Genomic DNA, 19,086 nt, shown 5'->3' on the forward strand with positions numbered 1-19,086 from the left:
TCGGAATGACCGTGCGGGAACGGTTCAGCGAAATGCAGGGTAAAGCGGGAGTTCGAGCACCTCGGCGCCGTAGTGGTCGACCAGTGCGCCCACGACCGCGTCGGCGTGCGCGGCGACCGTCTTCTCGCCCAGGATCACCGCGTCGGACCGCAGCCTGACCCACCGGCCCGTCAGCACGACGCTGCGCGGTGGCGCGTTGTCGGCGCTCGGCATCGGCTTGGACAGCGCCCGCCACGTCGCGAGCCACACCCACAGCAGCTGAGCCTCCAGCAGGCGGGGTAAGAGGATCGCGTCGTCGTCCATCTCCGGCCACACCGACCCGACCTCGGCACGCCAGGCGGCGACCATGGCCTCGGACATGCCCGGCGGCAGGCCCCACCCGCACCAGCAGGACGGGAACGGCACGCGCAACGCGGCCGCGTCGAACACGATGTCGCGGACGCAGCCGCCCTCGAAGTCGACGAACCGGACACCGCGCGAGGTGACGAGGTGGTTGTCCGGACAGGACGTCGACGGGCTGAACGCACGGCGCCGCGACGTGCTGAACGCCCGTGCGGCCGCGGCGGCGAACTCGGTGGCCTGCGAGGACGTCTCCACGCCCAGGGTGGACTCGAGCAGCGCCGGTAACCCGGCGATGGCCGCGTGCACGTCGACCGCGATCGGGTCCTGACAGCACTGCGCACCGGCCCTGCGCATCAACGCGTCGAAGTCCGCGTCCCTGCCCGCCGTCGTGGCGTGCAGGCGGCCCATGGCGTGTGCCCACGACAGCAGCCCGCGCTCTGCGGCGCGCGCGTCCTTCGAGTGCAGCTTCTCGGACAACCTCGGCGCGCGGCCCAGGTCTTCCAGCACGACCAGACGCGATGTCACGTCGTGCGCGAACAGTTCCGGTGTGGCGCGCTCCTCGGCGGGAAGCGCGGTGAGGAGCTGGTGGCTGACGGCCTCGTGCGCCCACGGGTCGCGATCACCGCTCGCGGCGGGATACCGCTTCACGACCAGGGTGCGGGGCATCGAGAACGGCGAGGACGCCACTCTGACCCGGATGACGACGGAACGACCGGTACCCCCGAGAGCCTCGGGGTCCTGCAGGCGCACCTGTGCGCCCAAACGCCTGGTCAGTACCCGCTCGGCCGCGTCGACAGCTTCCAGGATCTCAGGTGAAGTCGTCTCCGGAGGGCCCGCGGTGATCTCCACGCTCATCCCCTCCGACCCTACTCCCCATGTCCGTGAGCCGGACCGACGCTAATCCGGCCAGGCTGCGACTACCACCACTCGTTGATAACGGCTCGCGCTGTTTCCGGATCACCCCTTGGACAGTGGACGTGTGGGAACACCATCCGTTGCCCTGCGCCTGCGGATCAACAGAACGAGCGAAGCGGCGATGACAATACCGATCAAGTTGATGCCCAACTGGGCGACGGCGGGGCCGACCCTGTCCCACACTCCGAGAACCGCGGCCAGCGCCGCGTAGCCCGCAGCCGGGACCGTGGTGACCGAGATGAAGACGCCGACGAGCGCCGCCGACTTGGCCGACGTCATCGACAGCATGCCCGCCGCCCCCGCCAGCAGGGCGACGATCAGCGAGAACGGCCCGAACTGGTAGACGAAGTCGACCTGGTGGCCGTTGACCAGCGCCTGTTTGTCGAACAGCCCGCCGAGCTCACCGAACCACGTGAGCACCGACGTGATCACCATGGCCAGCGGGAACCCGATGCCGAGCGCGATCGATGCCCTTTTGACCAGGTCCCAGCGTTTCGCGACGAGACCCACCGCGATGGCGGCGAGCGGGCCGAACTCCGGCCCGACGACCATCGCGCCGACGATCGTGACGGGCGAGTTCGTCGCGACACCCACCGCCGCCAGCAGGCAGGCGATGGTGAGGAACGCCTGGAAGGTGACGCTCGGCCGGGACTCCTCGCCCGACTTCGCGATCAGTTCCTCCCACACGATCACGTCCGAGCCCTCGCCGGGAGCGAGCTCCTCGGCGCGGTCGGCGGCGTCGGACAGCGAGGTGTCGATCGTCTCGATCGTGACACCGCCGGTGTGGTCGATGTGCAGGGCGCACAACGCGCTGACGATCTCGTCGACCGCCTCCCGCGCCACATCGGCGGTGATCAGGTCACCCTCGGGATCGATCGCCGCGCCACGCAGGACCACCAGGTGGGTGGCGCCCGCGTGGTCGCGGAGGATCTTCAGCGCGGCTTCGGACTGGTCCGCCGGGCAGACCACCCGCAGCCGCAGCATCAGCTCTTCTGCTCGGGCTTGAAGTCGACGCCCGCTTCCTTGCGCTGCTGCGGCGTGATCGGCGCCGGAGCCGCGGTCAGCGGGTCGTAGCCACCACCGCTCTTCGGGAACGCGATGACCTCGCGGATCGAGTCGTACCCGCCGAGCAGCATGGTGATGCGGTCCCAGCCGAACGCGATGCCGCCGTGGGGCGGGGCACCGTACTTGAACGCGTCGAGCAGGAAGCCGAACTTCTCCTGCGCCTCTTCCTCGGTGAGGCCCATGATGTTGAAGACCCGCTGCTGCACGTCCGCGCGGTGGATACGGATCGAGCCACCGCCGATCTCGTTGCCGTTGCAGACGATGTCGTAGGCGTACGCGAGCGCGTTGCCCGGGTCTTCCTCGAAGCGGTCGATCCACTCCGGCGTCGGCGAGGTGAACGCGTGGTGCAGCGCGGTCCACTTGCCGCTGCCGACCGCCACGTCGTCGCCGATGTTCTCGACGGCCTCGAACAGCGGCGCGTCCACGACCCACACGAACGACCAGGCGTTCTCGTCGATCAGGCCGACGCGCTGCGCGATCTCGTTGCGAGCCGCGCCGAGCAGCGCACGAGCACCGTTGCGCTCGCCCGCGGCGAAGAAGATGCAGTCGCCGGGGTTGGCACCGACCGCCTTGGCGAGACCGTCGCGCTCGGCGTCGGTCAGGTTCTTCGCGACCGGGCCGCCCAGCTGGCCGTCCTCCTGGACGAGCACGTACGCGAGGCCCTTGTGGCCGCGCTGCTTGGCCCACTCCTGCCAGCCGTCGAGCGTGCGGCGGGGCTGCGAGGCGCCACCGGGCATGACCACGGCACCGACGTACGGCGCCTGGAACACGCGGAACGTCGTGTCCTTGAAGTACTCGGTGAGCTCGGTCAGCTCGAGGTCGAAGCGCAGGTCGGGCTTGTCCGTGCCGTACTTGGCCATGGCCTCGGCGAACGGGATGCGGCGGATGGTGCCGATCTCGTGGTCGGCGAGCTCCTTCCACAGCGCCTTGATGACCTTCTCGGCCAGCTCGATCACGTCGTCCTGCTCGACGAAGCTCATCTCGATGTCGAGCTGGGTGAACTCCGGCTGCCGGTCGGCGCGGAAGTCCTCGTCGCGGTAGCAGCGCGCGATCTGGTAGTAGCGCTCCAGGCCACCGACCATGAGCAGCTGCTTGAACAGCTGCGGCGACTGCGGCAGCGCGTACCAGCTGCCCGGCCTGAGCCTGGCGGGCACCAGGAAGTCGCGCGCGCCCTCTGGCGTGCTGCGGGTCAGCGTCGGCGTCTCGACCTCGACGAACTTCTCCGCGTGCAGGACCTCGCGGGCGATCCGGTTCGCCTCGCTGCGCAGACGCATGGCCTTGGCCGGGCCGGAGCGGCGCAGGTCGAGGTAGCGGTGCTTGAGGCGGGCCTCCTCGCCGACCTCCAGGTGGTCGTCGACCTGGAACGGCAGCGGCGCGGCCTCGTTGAGGACCTCGAGCTCGCTCGCGTAGACCTCGATGGCACCGGTGGCCAGGTCCGGGTTCTCGCTGCCCTCCGGCCTGCGGCTGACCTCACCGGTGACCTTGATGACGAACTCGGCCCGCAGCCGGTGCGCCCGCTCGGCCATCTCGCCCTCGCGGAACACGACCTGGGCGACACCACTCGCGTCGCGCAGGTCGATGAAGATGACACCGCCGTGATCCCGCCGGCGAGCGACCCACCCGGTGAGGGTGACGGACTGCCCGGCGTGCTCGGCCCGGAGTGACCCGGCCTCGTGCGTGCGCAACACGGTGGTGGCTCCTTGTAGACGAAGTCAGCTTTGCCGTCAAGGCTAGCTGGACCCACCGACAGAATTTCACGCAGGGCTTTTCCTGCGCAGATGATCTCGGTTGGCTAGCGTGCCCGGCATGCGGATCGCGCTGGCCCTCGCCGGGATGCTCGTGATGTTCGTGGTGGCCGTCGGGGTGCTGTTCCTCGGTGTTCTCGGTTTCACGCCGGTGAACGCTTGCAGCGGTGCCTGCTACGCGCCGTTCATGATGGCCACGGTCGGGACCGTCGTCATCGGGCTGTCGGCTGCGTTCGCCACTTGGTTCCGGGCGCTGCGCGAGCCTCGCGCGTATTGGCCGTGGGTTGGTGCCGCGTTGATGGTTGGGCTGTACCTCGTGTCGCTCTCGGTGGCGGAGAAGGTGCTGTAGGGCCGTGGACCGACGCCACGCGCATAGCCACCCTCCACCTCGCATCGCTCCCCCCGAGCGAAGAAGCCCTCCAAAAGGAAAAGGCCGCGACCGAAGCCGCGGCCTTCCTCAGAGCTCAACTCACGCGGTAGGCGCGAGGTACAGCAGCCGGTTCGGCGACCCGGAACCGGGGCTCGTCACCTTCGACGGCGTCGACTGCGCGACCAGGTAGGAAGCCACCTGAGCCGGCGTGGCACCGGGGTTGGTCGAGAGGTAACGGGCCGCGGCGCCCGCGACGTGCGGGGTGGCCATCGAGGTGCCCGAGATGGTGTTGGTGGCCGAGTCGCTGGTGTTCCACGCCGAGGTGATGTTGCTGCCAGGGGCGAAGATGTCCAGGACCGAGCCGTAGTTCGAGTACGACGCGCGGGCGTCGGTGTTGGTCGTGGCGCCGACCGTGATCGCCTCGGCCACGCGGGCCGGGGAGTAGCCGGACGCGTTGGCGTTGGAGTTGCCCGCCGCGACCGCGAACGTGACGCCCTTGGCGATGGCGTTCTTCACGGCCGTGTCGAGGGTGGCGTTGGCGCCGCCGCCGAGCGAGAGGTTCGCCACGGCCGGCTTGACCGCGTTGGCGCCCACCCAGTCGATGCCCGCGGCGACACCGGCGAGGGTGCCGGAGCCGTTGTTGTCGAGCACGCGGACGGCGACGATCTTCGCGGCCTTCGCCACGCCGTACTGCGAGCCCGCGATGGTGCCCGCGACGTGCGTGCCGTGGCCGTTGCCGTCCTGGGCGACGTTGTCGTTGTCGACGAAGTCCCTGCCGTTGGACGCGCGGCCGCCGAACGTGGAGTGGCTGACGCGCACACCGGTGTCGATGACGTACGCCGTCACGCCGGAACCGGTCGAGGTGTAGCTGTACGACTGGTTGAGCGGCAGGTTGCGCTGGTCGATGCGGTCGAGCCCCCACGACGGCGGGTTCGTCTGCGTGGCCTGGACGTGCACGACCTGGTCGGCCTCGACGAACTCGACCGACGGGTCGGCTGCCAGGCGCTTGGCCTGCTTCTCCGTGAGCTTCACGTTGAAGCCGCCGAACGAGGTGTACTCGCGCTCGACCGCCGCGCCGAACCGCGAAGCCAGGGAGTGGGCGTTGGACTTGCCCTCCTTCAGCTTCACGATGAAGCTGCCCGCGATCTTCTCGGGCGCGGAGAGGGAGAGGACCTCGCCCTCGGCCGCGTAGGCGGAGGGGATCATCAGGACCGACATGGCGAGGGTCGCCGCGCCGGCACCGGCCAGGAACCGGATCTTTCGCGTCATGTTGCGCATTCCGTTCTTTGCAGGGGAACGAAGCACTTTCGACGCTATGGATCGATCCGGTTCCTGCCAAGGGTGTCCTAAAGATTAAGACGCTCTTGCATTGCCGAAGAATTCACTTTCACAGTGATGGCGGCCAGTAAAGGATACGAGTGACGGGTGGCGTTCCCGGAGTGCCCGTGGTAACCAATGCGCGCTCCACCTGTGCGGGCGTGGCCGCGCGGTTGAACTCCAGGTACCTGGCCGCGACGCCGGCCGCGTGCGGTGCGGCCATCGACGTTCCGCTCAGCGTCGCGGTCGCCGAATCGCCGGCGTTCCAGGCGGACGGAATGCTGACGCCCGGCGCGTAGAGGTCGACCAGCGGGCCGTAGTTCGACGACGACGCCTTCGTGTCGGTCTGCGTCAACGCGCCCACGCAGATCGCCTCGGACACCCGCTGGGGCGAGAAGTTCGACGGATCGGTGTTGCTGCCGCCGGCCGCGACCGTGTAGGACACACCGGACGCGATCGAACGCCGGACCGCGTCGTCCAGGGCCGCGGAAGCACTGCCGCCCAACGACATGTTCGCCACCGCGGGCTTGACCGCGTTGCGCGTCACCCAGTCCACGCCCGCGATCACGCCGGAGATCGTGCCGCTGCCCGACCCGTTCAGCACCCGCACTCCCCACACCGTCGCCTGCTTGGCGACGCCGTGCTTCGTGCCCGCGGCGATTCCGGCGACGTGCGTGCCGTGGCCGTTGTCGTCCTGGGCGATCGCGTCGTTGTCGACGGTGTCCCAGCCGTTTCGCGCGCGGCCGCCGAAGTCCGTGTGCGTCACCCGGAGGCCGGTGTCGATCACGTAGATGTTCACGCCGCGGCCGGTGCTCGTGTAGGAGTACTTCTGGTCCAACGGCAACGCGCGCTGGTCGATCCGGTCCAGCCCCCACGGCGGGTTGAGCTGCGTGCTGTTCGCGTGGACGATCCCGTCACGCTCCACAAGGGACACGTTCGGGTCGGCCTTGAGGTTCTTCACCTGCGCGGCTGTCAGCCGCGCGCTGAAACCGTTGAAAACACCGGTGTACCGGTGCTCCACCGCACCGCTGAACGACGACATCGCGCCGTCCTTCATGACCACGATGTACGAGGACGTGGCCGCGGACGCCGGGGCGACCACGACCGCTGCCGCCAGGGCGGCGACTCCCAGCAGGGCTCTCACTGGCGAACTTCCTTTCTGTGCAGGGAAAACGGCCCCGGCTCACGGGGAGCCGGGGCCGCACATCTGAAGGTGATCAGCTGGTCGGCGGCCAGTACAGGAGCCTGGTCGTCGTGCCGGCACCGGGGTTGGTCACCTTGCCGTTGGTGGCGTTGGAGGTGATCGCGGACGAAACCTGCGCGGGCGTCACGTTGCGGTTGCCCTGCAGGTACCTCGCCACCACGCCGGCGACGTGCGGCGTCGCCATCGAGGTGCCGGAGATGGTGTTCGTGGCCGTGTCACTGGTGTTCCACGCCGAGGTGATGTCGCGGCCGGGAGCGAAGACGTCGACGACGGCGCCGTAGTTGGAGAACGACGAGCGCGCGTCGTTGCGGTCGGTCGACCCGACGGTGATCGCGGACGCCACGCGGGCCGGTGAGAAGCCCGACGCGTTGGCGTTGGAGTTGCCCGCCGCCACCGCGAACGTGACACCACGCGTGATCGCGCCGGCGACGGCGCTGTCCAGCGAGGAGTTCGCGCTGCCACCGAGCGACATGTTCGCCACCGCGGGCTTGACGTGGTTCGCGGCCACCCAGTTGATGCCCGCGTTGACCCCGGCGAGCGTGCCGGAGCCCTGGTTGTTCAGCACGCGCACGGCGATGATGTTCGCGGCCTTCGCCACGCCGTACTGCGAGCCCGCGATGGTGCCCGCGACGTGCGTGCCGTGACCGTTGCCGTCCTGCGCGACGGAGTCGTTGTCGACGAAGTCGTAGCCGTTCTTGGCGCGGCCGCCGAACGTCTGGTGGGTGATCCGGACACCGGTGTCGATCACGTAGGCGTTCACGCCGGAACCGGTGGTGTTGTAGGTGTAGCGCTGGTCCAGCGGCAGGTTGCGCTGGTCGATCCGGTCGAGGCCCCACGACGGCGGGTTCGTCTGCGTGGCCTGGATGCTGAGGATCTGGTCGCGTTCCACGTACTCGACCGACGGGTCGGCCGCGAGTCTGCGGGCCTGCGCGTCGCTCATCTTGACGGAGAAGCCCTTGAACACGGTGTCGTACACGTACCCGATCTGACCGCCGAAACGGGCACCGAGAGTCGCGGCACTCGCGGTGACGCGGTCGTCCTTCAGCTTCACGACGAAGCTGCCGGGGATGTTGTTCGCGCCCTCGAACGTCCGGATCTCGCCGACGGCGGCGGTGGCGGGTGCCGCGAAGGCGGCGATCATGACCGCCGAGCCGAGCAGGGTTGCTGTCTTGCGCATTCTGTCGTCCTGTTCGTCGCAGGGGTGATCAGAACCCAATCGAGACTATGGCGGCGTAATAGGCTCGAGATCTGAACTTTCCGGGTTTCGAACCGGCGCAAAACCGCCGATCGGCTGTACCGCGTTCCCTTTGCTGCCGATAGCCTTCCGAGCTTGACCCCGGGAAACGGAGGGGTGATGCTGACCATTTACCCACCGCGCGAGGAGTTGGCCGACCTGTTGGTGACGGGTCCGTTCGCGGACGCGTTGCGGGTCGCGATCCAGGTGCGGGGTCTCAGTCTGGAACGGCTGCAGCACCGCCTGAAAGTGCGTGGCGCGCCGATCAGCGTGACGGCGCTGAGCTACTGGCAGTCCGGCAGGCGCAGGCCAGAGCGGCCGGAGTCGCTGATGGCGCTCGCCCAGCTGGAGGACGTGCTCGGACTGCCGGAAGCGGCGCTGTCGCGGCTGCTGGGCCCGCCTCGGCCGCGCGGTCGTTCGCGCAGGCGGGAGTTGTCGGCGAGGGCGCCGTGGGACGGCTCCGGGCTCACGCTGACCGCCCAGCACGACCGGGTGGAGGTCGCGCCCTGCGGCGGGGTGCGCGGCGTCCGGTCACGCCAGGTCATGCAGGTGACGTCGGCCGGTGTGGACCGCTGGATCCTGTGCCAGGAAACGGGTTCCTGCCAACCGGCGCTCACCGCGGTCCGCTCGTGCCGGGTCGGCCGCATCGCGCGGGAACGCACCAACGGCGTGCTCGTGGCGGAGCTGTTGTTCGACGAGACGATCTCGCCAGGCGACTCGATCGCGATCGAGTACGAATTGATCTATCCACATCCGACGGTGGAGCACACGCATTTCCGCCGGTTCGCCGAACGGGTGCACGACTACGTGCTGGAGATCAAATTCCCGGCCGAGTCCCCGCCGGCCTCCTGCGAGCAATTCGCGTCCGGTCCCGCCGGGACGGAAATGTTCGGCGGCGCACGCCCGGCCCCGGTCGACTCGTGGGGTTACGCGCACGCCGCCGCGCTCGACTTCGGCCCCGGTCTCTACGGGATGCGCTGGACCGTGGCAGCGAACGCCTCGGGGTCGTCGAGCCAGGGGAAGTGACCCGCTCCCGGCTGGACGACCAACCGCGCGTCCGGGAAGAGCTCGGCGTACTCCCGCGCACGCCGGGGCGGTAGCGCGACGTCGAGCTCACCGGCCAGCAGAAGCGTTGGCGCGTCGAGGGTTTTGAGCTGCGCGCGCACCTGCTCGGGGTCGAACGCGCCGTCGGCGTAGAACTCCGCCGCGGCCTCGGCGTTGCGCGGGTGGTCGTCGAGCGCCCGTGCGGCGTCGTCCCAGCGGCCGTGCCAGAACGGGGCGATCTTCTCGAACGCCTCCGGCGTCACGTTGCCCGCCCAGATCTCCTCGAAGCCCTTGATGGCCTCGGCGTACCAGGGCTCGTCCGCGCGCCGCAGGGCGATCTCCCTGCGGTCCAGGTCGGTGACGTCGATGCCGACCGGGCGCGGGCTCGGTGCGACGAGCACGAGTTCCTCGACGCGGTTCGGGTAGCGCGTCGCGTACAGCAGCGCGAGGGTGGCGCCGGCGGAATGGCCGAGCAGCTTCAGCGCGTCGAGGCCGAGCTGCTGCCGGAACGCCTCCACGTCGTCGACCTGCCGGTCAGCCCGGTAGGTCTCCTTCGGTGCCTCGCCGGACTCGCCGGTGCCGCGCAGGTCGAGCCTGACCGCGTTCTCCAGCGGCAGTCCGCCGAGGTAGGACGAATCCTGCATCGGCCCGCCCGGCAGGCAGATCAGCGGATCCGGTCCGGACGGGCCGTGGTAGGCGAGCCTGATGCCGTCTGGAGTTCTGAAAGTCCCCATGACGGGCAGTGTGTCAGTAGGAGCGCGGCAGCTTCAGCGAGTTTTGCGCGACGAAGTTGAGGACCATCTCCCTGCTGACGGGCGCGATGCGGGACAGCCTGGACATGCCGAGCATCGACGCCAGGCCGAACTCCGACGTCAGGCCGTTGCCGCCGTGGGTCTGGATCGCCTGGTCGACCGCGGCCGCGATGGCCTCGCCCGCCGCGTACTTGGCCATGTTCGCGGCCTCACCCGCCTCCTTGTCGCGGCCCTCGTCGTAGAGCGCGGCGGCCTTCTGCGTCATCAGCCTGGCCAGCTCGATCTCGATGTGGATCTTCGCGAGCGGGTGCGCGAGACCTTGGTGCGAGCCGATCGGGCTGTCCCACACCTGGCGCTGCTGGGCGTAGGTGACGGCCTTGCCGATCGCGAGCCGCGCCGAGCCGGTCGCCATGCTCGCGCCCATGATCCGTTCGGGGTTGAGGCCCGCGAAGACCTGCAGCAGCCCCTGGTCCGGCGAGCCGACGACGGCGTCGCCCGGCAGCCGGACGTCGTCGAAGAACAGCGTGAACTGCTTCTCCGGTGCGACGAGGTCCATCTCGATCTGGTGCCAGGTGAAGCCCTCGGCGTTCGTCGGGACGACCACGAGCACCGGCCCGGTCTTCTGGATGGCGACCACGAGCACGGCGTCGACCTCGTCGATGCCGGAGATGAACGTCTTGGTGCCCTTGAGGATCCAGTCGTCGCCGTCACGGCGGACGTGCGTCCTGAGCTGGTGCGCGTTGGAACCCGCGTCGGGCTCGGTGATCGCGAACGCCATCTTCAGCGTGCCGTCCGCGAAACCGGGCAGCCACTTGGACTTCTGCTCGTCCGTGCCGAACCTGGCGATCACCGTGGCGCAGATCGCCGGCGAGACCACCATGAGCAGCAACGGACATCCCGCCGCGGCCAGTTCCTCGCACACCGCCGCGAGGTCGCCGATGCCGCCGCCACCGCCGCCGTACTCCTCCGGCACGGCGACGCCGAGGTAGCCGAGCTTGCCCGCCTCCTCCCACAGCTCCGTGGTCTTCTCGCCTGCTTTGGCCTTGGCGACGAAGTACTCGGTGCCGTACTTGGCGCCCAGCTCGGACACGGCCTTGCGCAGCGCGATCCGCTCTTCGGACTCGACGAAGCTCACGATTCGTCTCCACTCTTTTCGGCTACTACGGCCAGTACGTCGCCCGCGTTGACCTGCTGGGCCTGCGCGACGAGGAGTTCGGTGACGGTGCCCGCACTGGTCGCGAGCACGCGGTGTTCCATCTTCATGGCTTCCAGCACCAGGAGTTCGGCTCCGGCTTCGACCTGGTCGCCCTGCTGAACGCTGACCCGGACGACCGTGCCGGGCATCGGGGCGACGGTCGCGCCCGGTGCGAGCCTGGTCTCCGGTTCGGGGAAGCGCGGCACGACTTTCAGGCTGACCGAACCGCGCGGTGAGTCGACCTCGACCAGATCGCCGTACCTGGCGACGTGGAACGGTGTGCGCACGCCGTCCAGATCGAGGACCACGGTGTCCGCAGTGGCCTGCTTCGGGTCGTACTCGACCTCGATCTCGGTGTCTGCGAACAGGAACTTCGCCTTCGGCTGCTGCGAACGGACGTTGCGCCAGCCGAGCGGCAGGTGGCCGACCTTGCGACGCGCGGCCTGGGCGAGCGCCGCCGCGAGCGCAAACGGTTGCGGGTCAACGGTCCGGGTGAACTCGTGCTCGGTGAGGAACCCGGTGTGCGTGTCGCCGTCGAGGAAGGCGTCGTGCTCCAGGATGTCGACGAGCAGCCTGCGGTTCGTGACCAGGCCGTGGATCCGGGCGTTCGCCAGTGCCGTCGCGAGCTTGCGGGCGGCGGCGCGGCGCGTCGGTGCGTGCGCGATCACCTTGGCCAGCATGGGGTCGTAGTGGACCGAGATCTCCGACCCGTCCTCGACACCGCTGTCGAGCCTGATGTCGCCAGGCACGTGGAACCGGTGCAGCGTGCCGCTCGCCGGGCGCCAGTCGTGATCGGGATCCTCGGCGTAGAGGCGGACCTCGATGGCGTGCCCGTGCGGTTGCGGTGGTGTCGCCGGGAGTTCGGCGCCTTCCGCGATCCGCAGCTGCCATTCCACCAGGTCGACGCCGTACACCAGCTCGGTGACCGGGTGCTCGACCTGCAGGCGCGTGTTGACCTCCAGGAAGTGGAAGTCCTCGCCCTTCAGCATGAACTCGACGGTGCCCGCGCCGACATACCCGATCGACTCGGCCGCCGCCGTCGCCGCCGCGAACAAACGCTTGCGGACGTCGTCCGTGACCGCAGGGCTCGGCGACTCCTCGACGATCTTCTGGTGGCGGCGCTGGATCGAGCACTCGCGTTCGCCGAGCGCCCACACCGTGCCGTGCGCGTCCGCGAGGATCTGCACCTCGACGTGCCGCGCGTGCTCCAGCAACGGCTCGCAGAACACCGTCGGGTCGCCGAACGCCGACTCGGCTTCCCGCCGCGCACTGGCGAGAGCGTCCGCGAACTCGGTCTTCTCGCGGACGATCCGCATGCCGCGCCCGCCGCCGCCCGCCGATGCCTTGATCAGCACCGGGAACTCGGTGACCGTGTCCGGGTCGAGCTCGGGCAGCGTCGGCACACCCGCGGCCGCCATCCGCTTCTTCGCGGCGACCTTGGAGCCCATCGCCTCGATGGAGTCCGGTTCCGGGCCGACCCACGTCAGGCCTGCTGCCTGGACCTTCCTGGCGAAGCCGGCGTTCTCGCTGAGGAAGCCGTAACCGGGGTGGACGGCGTCCGCTCCGGCCTTGACCGCCGCCTCGACGATCAGGTCGGCGCGGAGGTAGGTGTCGGCCGGTGACGCGCCCGGCAGGTTCACCGCGAAGTCGGCTTCCCTGACGTGCGGGGCGCCGGCGTCCGGGTCGGAGAACACCGCGACCGTGCGGATGCCGAGCGCGTCGCAGGTGCGGATGATCCGGCGGGCGATCTCGCCGCGGTTGGCGATCAGGAGAGTCTTGATCACTGCGTCATCACATCCGGAAGACGCCGAAGCCGTCGGCGCCCTTGATCGGTCCGCTGTGGACAGCGGAGAGGCAGATCCCGAGCACGGTCCTGGTGTCGCGCGGGTCGATCACGCCGTCGTCGTAGAGCTTCCCTGACAGGAACGGCGCCAGCGACTGCTCCTCGATCTGCGCCTCGACCATCTTGCGCATGGCCGCGTCGTGCTCCTCGTTGTACTCCTGCCCCTTCGCCGCGGCGGCCTGCCGCCCGACGATCGACAGCACACCGGCGAGCTGCGCGGGCCCCATCACGGCGGACTTGGCGTTGGGCCAGGTGAACAGGAAGCGCGGGTCGTAGGCCCTGCCGCACATGCCGTAGTTGCCCGCGCCGTAGCTCGCGCCCATCGTGATCGTCAGGTGCGGCACCCGGCTGTTGGACACCGCGTTGATCATCATCGAGCCGTGCTTCACGATGCCGCCCTGCTCGTACTGGGCGCCGACCATGTAGCCGGTGGTGTTCTGCAGGAAGACCAGCGGGGTGTCGCTCTGGTTCGCCAGCTGGATGAACTGGGTGGCCTTCTGCGACTCCTCGCTGAACAGCACGCCGCGCGCGTTGGCGAGGATGCCGACCGGGTAGCCGTGGATCCTGGCCCAGCCGGTGACGAGGCTGTTGCCGTACAAGGGTTTGAACTCGTCGAACTTCGACCCGTCGACGAGCCGGGCGATGACGTCCCTGGGGTCGAACGGCACGCGCTGGTCCTCGGAGACGATGTCGAGGATGCTGTCGGCGTCGAACAGCGGCTCTTCGACCGGGTACGGCTCCGGGCCCAGTTTGCGCCAGTTCAGCCTGGCGACGACCCTGCGGGCCAGCCGGATCGCGTCGGTCTCGTCCTCCGCCACGAAGTCCGCGAGGCCGGACGTCGTGCCGTGCATGGTCGCGCCGCCCAGGCTCTCGTCGTCCGCTTCCTCCCCGGTCGCCATCTTGACCAGCGGCGGACCGCCCAGGAACACCTTCGAGCGGTCCTTGACCATGATCACGTAGTCGGACATGCCCGGCACGTACGCACCGCCGGCGGTCGCGTTGCCGAACACCGCGGTGATCGTCGGGATGCCCGCCGCCGAAAGTCGCGTCAGATCGCGGAACGCCCGGCCGCCGGGAATGAAGATCTCGCTCTGCGTGGGCAGATCCGCTCCGCCCGACTCGACGAGGCTGACCAGCGGCAACCGGTTCTGCAACGCGATGTCGTTGGCCCTGAGGCTTTTCCGCAGCGTGTACGGGTTGCTCGCACCGCCGCGGACCGTCGGGTCGTTCGCGACGATCACGCACTCGACGCCTTCGACCCGCCCGATGCCCGTGACGACACTGGCCCCGACCGGGAAGTCCGTGCCCCAGGCGGCGAGCGGCGACAGCTCCAGGAACGGGCTGTCCTCGTCGATGAGCAGCTCGACCCGTTCGCGCGCAAGGAGTTTGCCGCGCTTGTGGTGCCGTTCGACGTACTTCGGCCCACCACCCGCGAGCGCTTTGGCGTGCTCGGCGTCCAGCTCCGCGATCTTCGCGAGCAGCGCCTCCCTGTTGCCCATCAGGCGAACCCCAATCGTCGTGCCGCGAGCTCGGTCATCACTTCACTCGCCCCGCCCCCGATGCCGAGGATGCGGGCGTCCCGGTAGTGACGCTCCACTTCGGACTCGCGCATGTATCCCATGCCACCGTGCAACTGCACCGCCGCGTCCACGACCTCCGAACAGGCCTCGACGGCGGCGTTCTTGGCGAAGCAGACCTCGGTGACGCAGTCCTCACCGCGGTTGACGCGCGCCGCCACCTCCCTGACGTACGTGCGCGCCAGGTCGATCCTCTGCGCCATCCCGGCGAGCCGGTGGCTCACCACCTGGTTCCTGATCAGCGGTCTGCCGAACGTCTCGCGGTTCCTCGTCCAGTTCACCGTGAGGTCCAGCGCCCGCTGCGCCGTCGCGTAGGCCTCCACGGCCATCGTGATCCGCTCGACCTGGAACTGCCGCATGATCTGCGCGAACCCCTGGTTCTCCTCGCCCACCAGGTTCTTCGCGGGCACCCGGACGTCGTCGAAGTGCAGTTCCGCGGTGTCGCTGCAGTGCCAGCCCATCTTGTCGAGCTTGCGGCGCGTGAACCCGTCCTCGATCACCAGCAACGAGATACCTTTGTAGCCGGGTTCTCCCGTCCTGACCGCCGTCGTGACGAAGTCCGCGCGACACCCCGAGGTGATGAACGTCTTCTCGCCGCTGACGACGTAGAAGTCGCCGTCGCGGACCGCTTTGGTCCGGATGTTCGCGACGTCGGACCCGGCGCCCGGTTCGGTGACCGCCAGGCTGCCGATCTTCTCGCCCCGGATGGCGGGCCTCGCGAACCGCTCCTTGAGATCTTCGTTGCCGCTCTGCCAGATGTGCGGGATCGCGATGCCGAGCGTGAACAACGCCGCCATCAGCCCCGACGACCCTCCACTTTGGATGATCTCCTCGGTCAGCACCACCGAGTCGATCAGATCGCCGTGCTCGAACCCGATGCCGAGCAGGTCCAGCTCGGCTGCCTTCTTGTGCAGCTCGCGCGGCACTTCGCCGTCCCGCTCCCACTGGTCGAGGTGCGGCACGATCTCCTTGTGCGTGAAGTCACGCACGAGCTGCCGGAGCTCCTTGCGCTCGTACAGATCCTTCGTGATCACAGCAGCTCCTCCGGAATCTCGACTTCCCTGCTGCGCAACCACTCGCCCAGCGCCTTCGCCTGCGGGTCGAACCGCGTGCTGCTGGCCACTCCCTCACCGAGCAGCCCGTGCAACACGAAGTTGAGCGCCTTGAGGTTCGGCAACTCGTACCGGCTCACCTGGTCCGCCTCCGGTAGCAACTCCTTGAGCTTCTCCGTGGTGAGAAACCCCTTCAGCCACTCGTAGGCCTCCGGTGTCCGCACCCAGATCCCGAGGTTCGCGTCCCCGCCCTTGTCCCCGCTGCGGGCGCCGGCGATCGTTCCCAGCGGCCTCCTCACAGCAACACCGCCTTCGCGCTGACCTCGTCACGGTGCACGTACGCCGCCTTGTACACCCCGAACGGCGTGCCGTCGCCGGGCGGCGCCGTGACGTGGAAGCCGGGATAGCTCGCCAGCGCCAGCTCGATCGCCGCGCGGCTGAATCCCTTGGCCCGCTTGGGATCCGTCGTCTTGATCGTGACGTGCAGCAGCGCGCTGGCCTGCTCTTCGGTGGCCGCGTCCTTCTGGTCGGTCCGCGCCAGCGTCCACGTCAGGCCGTCGTCCCCGACTGCCTCGTGGAGCTGCCGCTTGACCAGCTCCGCCTTCGCTTCGACGTCGAGCCCGGTGAGGACGAACGTGGTGGAGTTCCGGAAGCCGCCCAACGTGTTGAGGCACACCTTGAGGGTGTCCGGTGGCGGGCTTCCCCTGGTGCCGCTGATTCTCACGCCGCGTTCGTGCTGTTCGAGCCGGATCGTGTCGAAGTGCGTGGTGACGTCCGGCCCGAGGTACTCCGGTGCCCCGATCTCGTACAGCAGCTGGGCCGTGACGGTGTCCACGGTGACCGCCCCACCGGTCCCGTCGTGCTTCGTGATCAGGCACGACCCGTCCTCGTCGATCTCGGCGATCGGAAAACCGGGCCGGGTGGCGTCGATCTCGGTGAAGAACGAGAAGTTGCCGCCCGTGGCCTGCGTTCCGCACTCCAGCACGTGGCCGGCGACGGTGGCTCCGGCGAGGCGGTCCCAGTCGTCGCGCGCCCACCCGAAGTGCGCCGCGGCGGGACCCACGACCAGACTCGCGTCGGTGACGCGGCCGGTGACCACGACCTGCGCCCCTTGGTTGAGGCACTCCGCGATCTCCCACGCGCCCAGGTAGGCGTTGGCGGTCAACGCCTCCGGGAACCGCGCCTTGAGGTCGTCGCCGGTCACATACCCGATCTTGGCGCCGAGCCTGCCGGCCAGGTCGCCTTGATCAAGCTCGCCGAGTTCGCCGGGGCTGAGTTCGCCGAGTTCGCCGGGCTTGAGTTCGCCGAGCTTGCCGGGCCTGAGTTCGCCGAGCTTGCGGGCCAGCCCTTCCGGGTTGAGCCCGCCGGCGTTGACGACGATCTTGACGCCCTTGTCGAGGGCCAGCGCCAGGCAGTCCTCCATCTGGCGCAGGAAGGTCTTGGCGTACCCGAGCTGGGAGTCCTTCATCCGATCGCGGCCGAGGATCAGCATGGTCAGCTCGGCCAGGTAGTCGCCGGTCAGGACGTCGAGGTCGCCGCCTTCGAGCTGCTCGCGCATGGCGGACAGCCGGTCGCCGTAGAACCCGGACGCGTTGCCGATCCTGATCACCGTCGGCCTCCCGCGCCGTGTCCCGCGCTCACCGGCCATCTCCGGCACCGTGCACCCCTCACCGCTCGCCTCCCGCGCTGTGCCCTGCCCTCACCGGCCACCTCCCGCGCCGTGCCCCCCTCACCGGCCGCCTCCGGCGCCGTGCCCCCTCACCGCCGGCCTCCCGCGCCGTGCTCCGCGCTCACCGGCCATCTCTGGCACCGTGCCCGCCCTCATCGCCGGCCTCCCGCGCCGCACCCCGCCCTCACCGGCCACCTCCGGCACCGTGCACTCCTCACCGCCGGCCTCCCCCGCCGTGGCCCTCGCCCTCACCGGCCACCTCCGGGAGGCCCCGCAAAGGCTTGCGCGATCGGCACCCACTGCTCGGCCACCTCACCCGTGGCCTCGATCGCGAGCTCTTTCCGGTTCCGCCGCTGCGTCACCAGCCACGCGAAATCCAGCGCCGGCCCGGAAACCCGGTTCTCGGCCCCTTCCGGCCCCCACGTCCAGGACTCCCCGCCGGGCCCGGTCAGCTCGACCCGGACCTCAGCCTCCGGCACGGCCAACCCGTTGAGCAGGAACGCGAACCCCATGGTCCGCACCCCGAGGTGGCACACGTGCCGAATCCGCGCGGTGGGCTCGCGCACCACGCCGAGCGCGTCGGCGACGTCCTGGCCGTGCGCCCAGGTCTCCATGATCCGCGCGGTGGCCATCGAGGCCGGGCTCATCGGCGGCCCGAACCACACGATCTTGCCCTCGGCCCGCGCGAGGTGCTCCCGCAAGGCCGCGCGGCCGTCCCGCCACAGCTCCAGCAGGTTCGGCAGTTCCGCCGCCTCGGCCGCGGTGCGGTCGACGATGTCGCCGGTGAGCGGTTGCGCCTGGAACGCCTCGGGATCGGTGATGGCGAGGATCGCCGCCTTGTCCGTCCACATGAGATGGCCGATCTGGTGGCCGATCGTCCAGCCCTGGGCCGGGGTCGGCAGCGACCAGTCCGGGGCGGCGGCCACCAGGTCGTCGAGTTCCTGCGACTCGGCGTCGAGATCGGCCAGCAGGTCCGCGATGATCACAGCTGCTCCTCCAGCATCCTCGCCCAGTAGCGCACGACGTGCGCGCGGCGCTTGCCGTCGTCGGCCAGCTGGTTCGCGAGCGCCAGGCCGCGCACCAGGTCCAGCGTTGCCTGCACGGCGTCCTTCACGCCCGGCTTGGCGTCGTCGACGTCGAGCAGCTCAAGGGCGAGGCCGTAGACCTCGCGGCCCAGGCGCGCCTGCAGGTCCAGCACCTGCTCGCGCAGTTCCGGGTCCGTGCGCGCCGCCACCCACAGCTCCAGTGCCGCGGTGAACAGGTCGCTGGCGTGGAAGTCCGCGATCAGCTCCACCACGGCGTGCGTGCTCTTGTCCGTGACGGCCGCCCGGCGCTTCAGCACCTCGACGCTCTCCGCGCCCACGTGTTCCACGGCCGCCGCCACCAGTTCGCCGCGTGTCCTGAAGTGGTGCAGCTGGGCGCCGCGCGACACCCCGGCGCGCTCGGCCACCTCGGTCGTCGTCGTGCCCGACCAGCCTCGTTCCACCAGGCACTCGACCGTTGCCTCCATCAGCTTCCGCTTGGTCTCGCGGGTGCGGTCGGCCTGGCGTTGCCTCGTCTCCACGGGCCCGAGTGTTCCGGGCCACAAACAAACAGTCAAGCCTGCTTGTAAATGTCGCCACTCCGCGAACCGAGCCCAAGCCGCCCGCCCGCCCGCACCTTCCTCCTGCGGTGAGGAAGATGACCATGGTTTCGGGACACCTACTAGATGGTTGATTCCAAGGTCAATGGTCGTAGGCGGTCAGTGATCGTTTGACTGGCT

General features: G+C 69.3%; 16 protein-coding genes and 1 pseudogene. 2 read left to right on the plus strand and 15 right to left on the minus strand.

Features of this window, described 5'->3' with window-relative positions; genetic code table 11:
* Window positions 1-24 precede the first annotated feature (24 nt).
* The 3 genes from IEZ09_RS39440 to aspS form a co-directional block, all read right to left on the minus strand.
* Window positions 25-1,197 (minus strand): hypothetical protein, encoded by a 1,173-nt coding sequence (locus IEZ09_RS39440; protein ID WP_189258959.1) that lies wholly within the window; start codon window positions 1,195-1,197, stop codon window positions 25-27.
* A 102-nt stretch (window positions 1,198-1,299) separates the two neighbouring features.
* Window positions 1,300-2,241, minus strand: coding sequence for a DUF389 domain-containing protein (locus tag IEZ09_RS39445; RefSeq protein WP_189258960.1), 942 nt, complete (start codon window positions 2,239-2,241; stop codon window positions 1,300-1,302).
* Window positions 2,241-4,010, minus strand: coding sequence for an aspartate--tRNA ligase (gene aspS / locus IEZ09_RS39450; RefSeq protein ID WP_189258961.1), 1,770 nt, complete (start codon window positions 4,008-4,010; stop codon window positions 2,241-2,243). Before aspS ends, IEZ09_RS39445 begins: the two co-directional genes overlap by 1 nt.
* Window positions 4,011-4,128: 118 nt before the next feature.
* Here aspS and IEZ09_RS39455 point away from each other — a divergent pair, with 118 nt between their 5' ends.
* Entirely contained in the window at window positions 4,129-4,416 is a 288-nt protein-coding gene (locus IEZ09_RS39455) for a hypothetical protein (protein WP_189258962.1), read from the plus strand.
* A gap of 120 nt (window positions 4,417-4,536) precedes the next feature.
* On the opposite strand, the gene IEZ09_RS39460 is transcribed toward IEZ09_RS39455, so the two are convergent.
* The 3 genes from IEZ09_RS39460 to IEZ09_RS39470 form a co-directional block, all read right to left on the minus strand.
* Window positions 4,537-5,715 (minus strand): S8 family peptidase, encoded by a 1,179-nt coding sequence (locus IEZ09_RS39460; RefSeq protein ID WP_189258963.1) that lies wholly within the window; start codon window positions 5,713-5,715, stop codon window positions 4,537-4,539.
* Window positions 5,716-5,824: 109 nt separating this feature from the next.
* Complete coding sequence (locus IEZ09_RS39465) at window positions 5,825-6,898, minus strand: S8 family peptidase (protein WP_308202454.1); 1,074 nt, start codon at window positions 6,896-6,898, stop codon at window positions 5,825-5,827.
* Between the two features lie 73 nt (window positions 6,899-6,971).
* Entirely contained in the window at window positions 6,972-8,135 is a 1,164-nt protein-coding gene (locus IEZ09_RS39470) for a S8 family peptidase (protein WP_189258964.1), read from the minus strand.
* 177 nt (window positions 8,136-8,312) lie between these two features.
* Between IEZ09_RS39470 and IEZ09_RS39475 the strand changes: the two genes are divergently transcribed.
* On the plus strand, window positions 8,313-9,218 hold the full coding sequence (locus IEZ09_RS39475; RefSeq protein ID WP_189258965.1) for a helix-turn-helix domain-containing protein: 906 nt from the start codon (window positions 8,313-8,315) through the stop codon (window positions 9,216-9,218).
* Here IEZ09_RS39475 and IEZ09_RS39480 read toward each other — a convergent pair.
* The 9 genes and pseudogenes from IEZ09_RS39480 to IEZ09_RS39520 all read right to left on the minus strand — a co-directional run bounded on the left by IEZ09_RS39480 (window position 9,158) and on the right by IEZ09_RS39520 (window position 18,834).
* On the minus strand, window positions 9,158-9,970 hold the full coding sequence (locus IEZ09_RS39480; RefSeq protein ID WP_189258966.1) for an alpha/beta fold hydrolase: 813 nt from the start codon (window positions 9,968-9,970) through the stop codon (window positions 9,158-9,160). The two genes, IEZ09_RS39475 and IEZ09_RS39480, sit on opposite strands and share 61 nt — an antisense overlap.
* Before the next feature lie 13 nt (window positions 9,971-9,983).
* Window positions 9,984-11,123, minus strand: a complete 1,140-nt coding sequence (locus tag IEZ09_RS39485) for an acyl-CoA dehydrogenase family protein (protein WP_189258967.1) — start codon at window positions 11,121-11,123, stop codon at window positions 9,984-9,986.
* Window positions 11,120-12,967 carry an ATP-binding protein gene (locus tag IEZ09_RS39490; protein WP_189258968.1) on the minus strand — a complete coding sequence of 616 codons (1,848 nt, stop codon included), beginning with the start codon at window positions 12,965-12,967 and terminating at the stop codon, window positions 11,120-11,122. The genes IEZ09_RS39485 and IEZ09_RS39490 overlap by 4 nt, the downstream gene beginning before the upstream one ends.
* 7 nt (window positions 12,968-12,974) lie before the next feature.
* Window positions 12,975-14,525 carry an acyl-CoA carboxylase subunit beta gene (locus IEZ09_RS39495; protein ID WP_189258969.1) on the minus strand — a complete coding sequence of 517 codons (1,551 nt, stop codon included), beginning with the start codon at window positions 14,523-14,525 and terminating at the stop codon, window positions 12,975-12,977.
* A complete protein-coding gene (locus tag IEZ09_RS39500) occupies window positions 14,525-15,637 on the minus strand; it encodes an acyl-CoA dehydrogenase family protein (RefSeq protein WP_189258970.1) in 1,113 nt (370 codons plus the stop codon). Before IEZ09_RS39500 ends, IEZ09_RS39495 begins: the two co-directional genes overlap by 1 nt.
* A pseudogene (locus IEZ09_RS39505) lies at window positions 15,634-17,303 on the minus strand (acyclic terpene utilization AtuA family protein). The gene IEZ09_RS39500 and the pseudogene IEZ09_RS39505 overlap by 4 nt, the downstream one beginning before the upstream one ends.
* 81 nt (window positions 17,304-17,384) lie before the next feature.
* Window positions 17,385-17,576 carry a hypothetical protein gene (locus IEZ09_RS39510; RefSeq protein ID WP_189258971.1) on the minus strand — a complete coding sequence of 64 codons (192 nt, stop codon included), beginning with the start codon at window positions 17,574-17,576 and terminating at the stop codon, window positions 17,385-17,387.
* Window positions 17,573-18,310 (minus strand): TIGR03084 family metal-binding protein, encoded by a 738-nt coding sequence (locus IEZ09_RS39515; protein ID WP_370467787.1) that lies wholly within the window; start codon window positions 18,308-18,310, stop codon window positions 17,573-17,575. Before IEZ09_RS39515 ends, IEZ09_RS39510 begins: the two co-directional genes overlap by 4 nt.
* On the minus strand, window positions 18,307-18,834 hold the full coding sequence (locus IEZ09_RS39520; protein WP_189258976.1) for a TetR/AcrR family transcriptional regulator: 528 nt from the start codon (window positions 18,832-18,834) through the stop codon (window positions 18,307-18,309). The genes IEZ09_RS39515 and IEZ09_RS39520 overlap by 4 nt, the downstream gene beginning before the upstream one ends.
* Between the last annotated feature and the right edge of the window lie 252 nt (window positions 18,835-19,086).

Source organism: Lentzea flava (assembly GCF_014648475.1).
GTDB lineage: Bacteria > Actinomycetota > Actinomycetes > Mycobacteriales > Pseudonocardiaceae > Lentzea > Lentzea flava.

Coding starts and splice junctions, on each gene's coding strand:
- IEZ09_RS39440 (WP_189258959.1), bottom strand. CDS start 1,197: ATGAGCGTGGAGATCACCGCGGGCCCTCCGGAGACGACTTCACCTGAG.
- IEZ09_RS39445 (WP_189258960.1), bottom strand. CDS start 2,241: ATGCTGCGGCTGCGGGTGGTCTGCCCGGCGGACCAGTCCGAAGCCGCG.
- IEZ09_RS39455 (WP_189258962.1), top strand. CDS start 4,129: ATGCGGATCGCGCTGGCCCTCGCCGGGATGCTCGTGATGTTCGTGGTG.
- IEZ09_RS39460 (WP_189258963.1), bottom strand. CDS start 5,715: ATGCGCAACATGACGCGAAAGATCCGGTTCCTGGCCGGTGCCGGCGCG.
- IEZ09_RS39470 (WP_189258964.1), bottom strand. CDS start 8,135: ATGCGCAAGACAGCAACCCTGCTCGGCTCGGCGGTCATGATCGCCGCC.
- IEZ09_RS39475 (WP_189258965.1), top strand. CDS start 8,313: ATGCTGACCATTTACCCACCGCGCGAGGAGTTGGCCGACCTGTTGGTG.
- IEZ09_RS39480 (WP_189258966.1), bottom strand. CDS start 9,970: ATGGGGACTTTCAGAACTCCAGACGGCATCAGGCTCGCCTACCACGGC.
- IEZ09_RS39495 (WP_189258969.1), bottom strand. CDS start 14,525: ATGGGCAACAGGGAGGCGCTGCTCGCGAAGATCGCGGAGCTGGACGCC.
- IEZ09_RS39520 (WP_189258976.1), bottom strand. CDS start 18,834: ATGGAGGCAACGGTCGAGTGCCTGGTGGAACGAGGCTGGTCGGGCACG.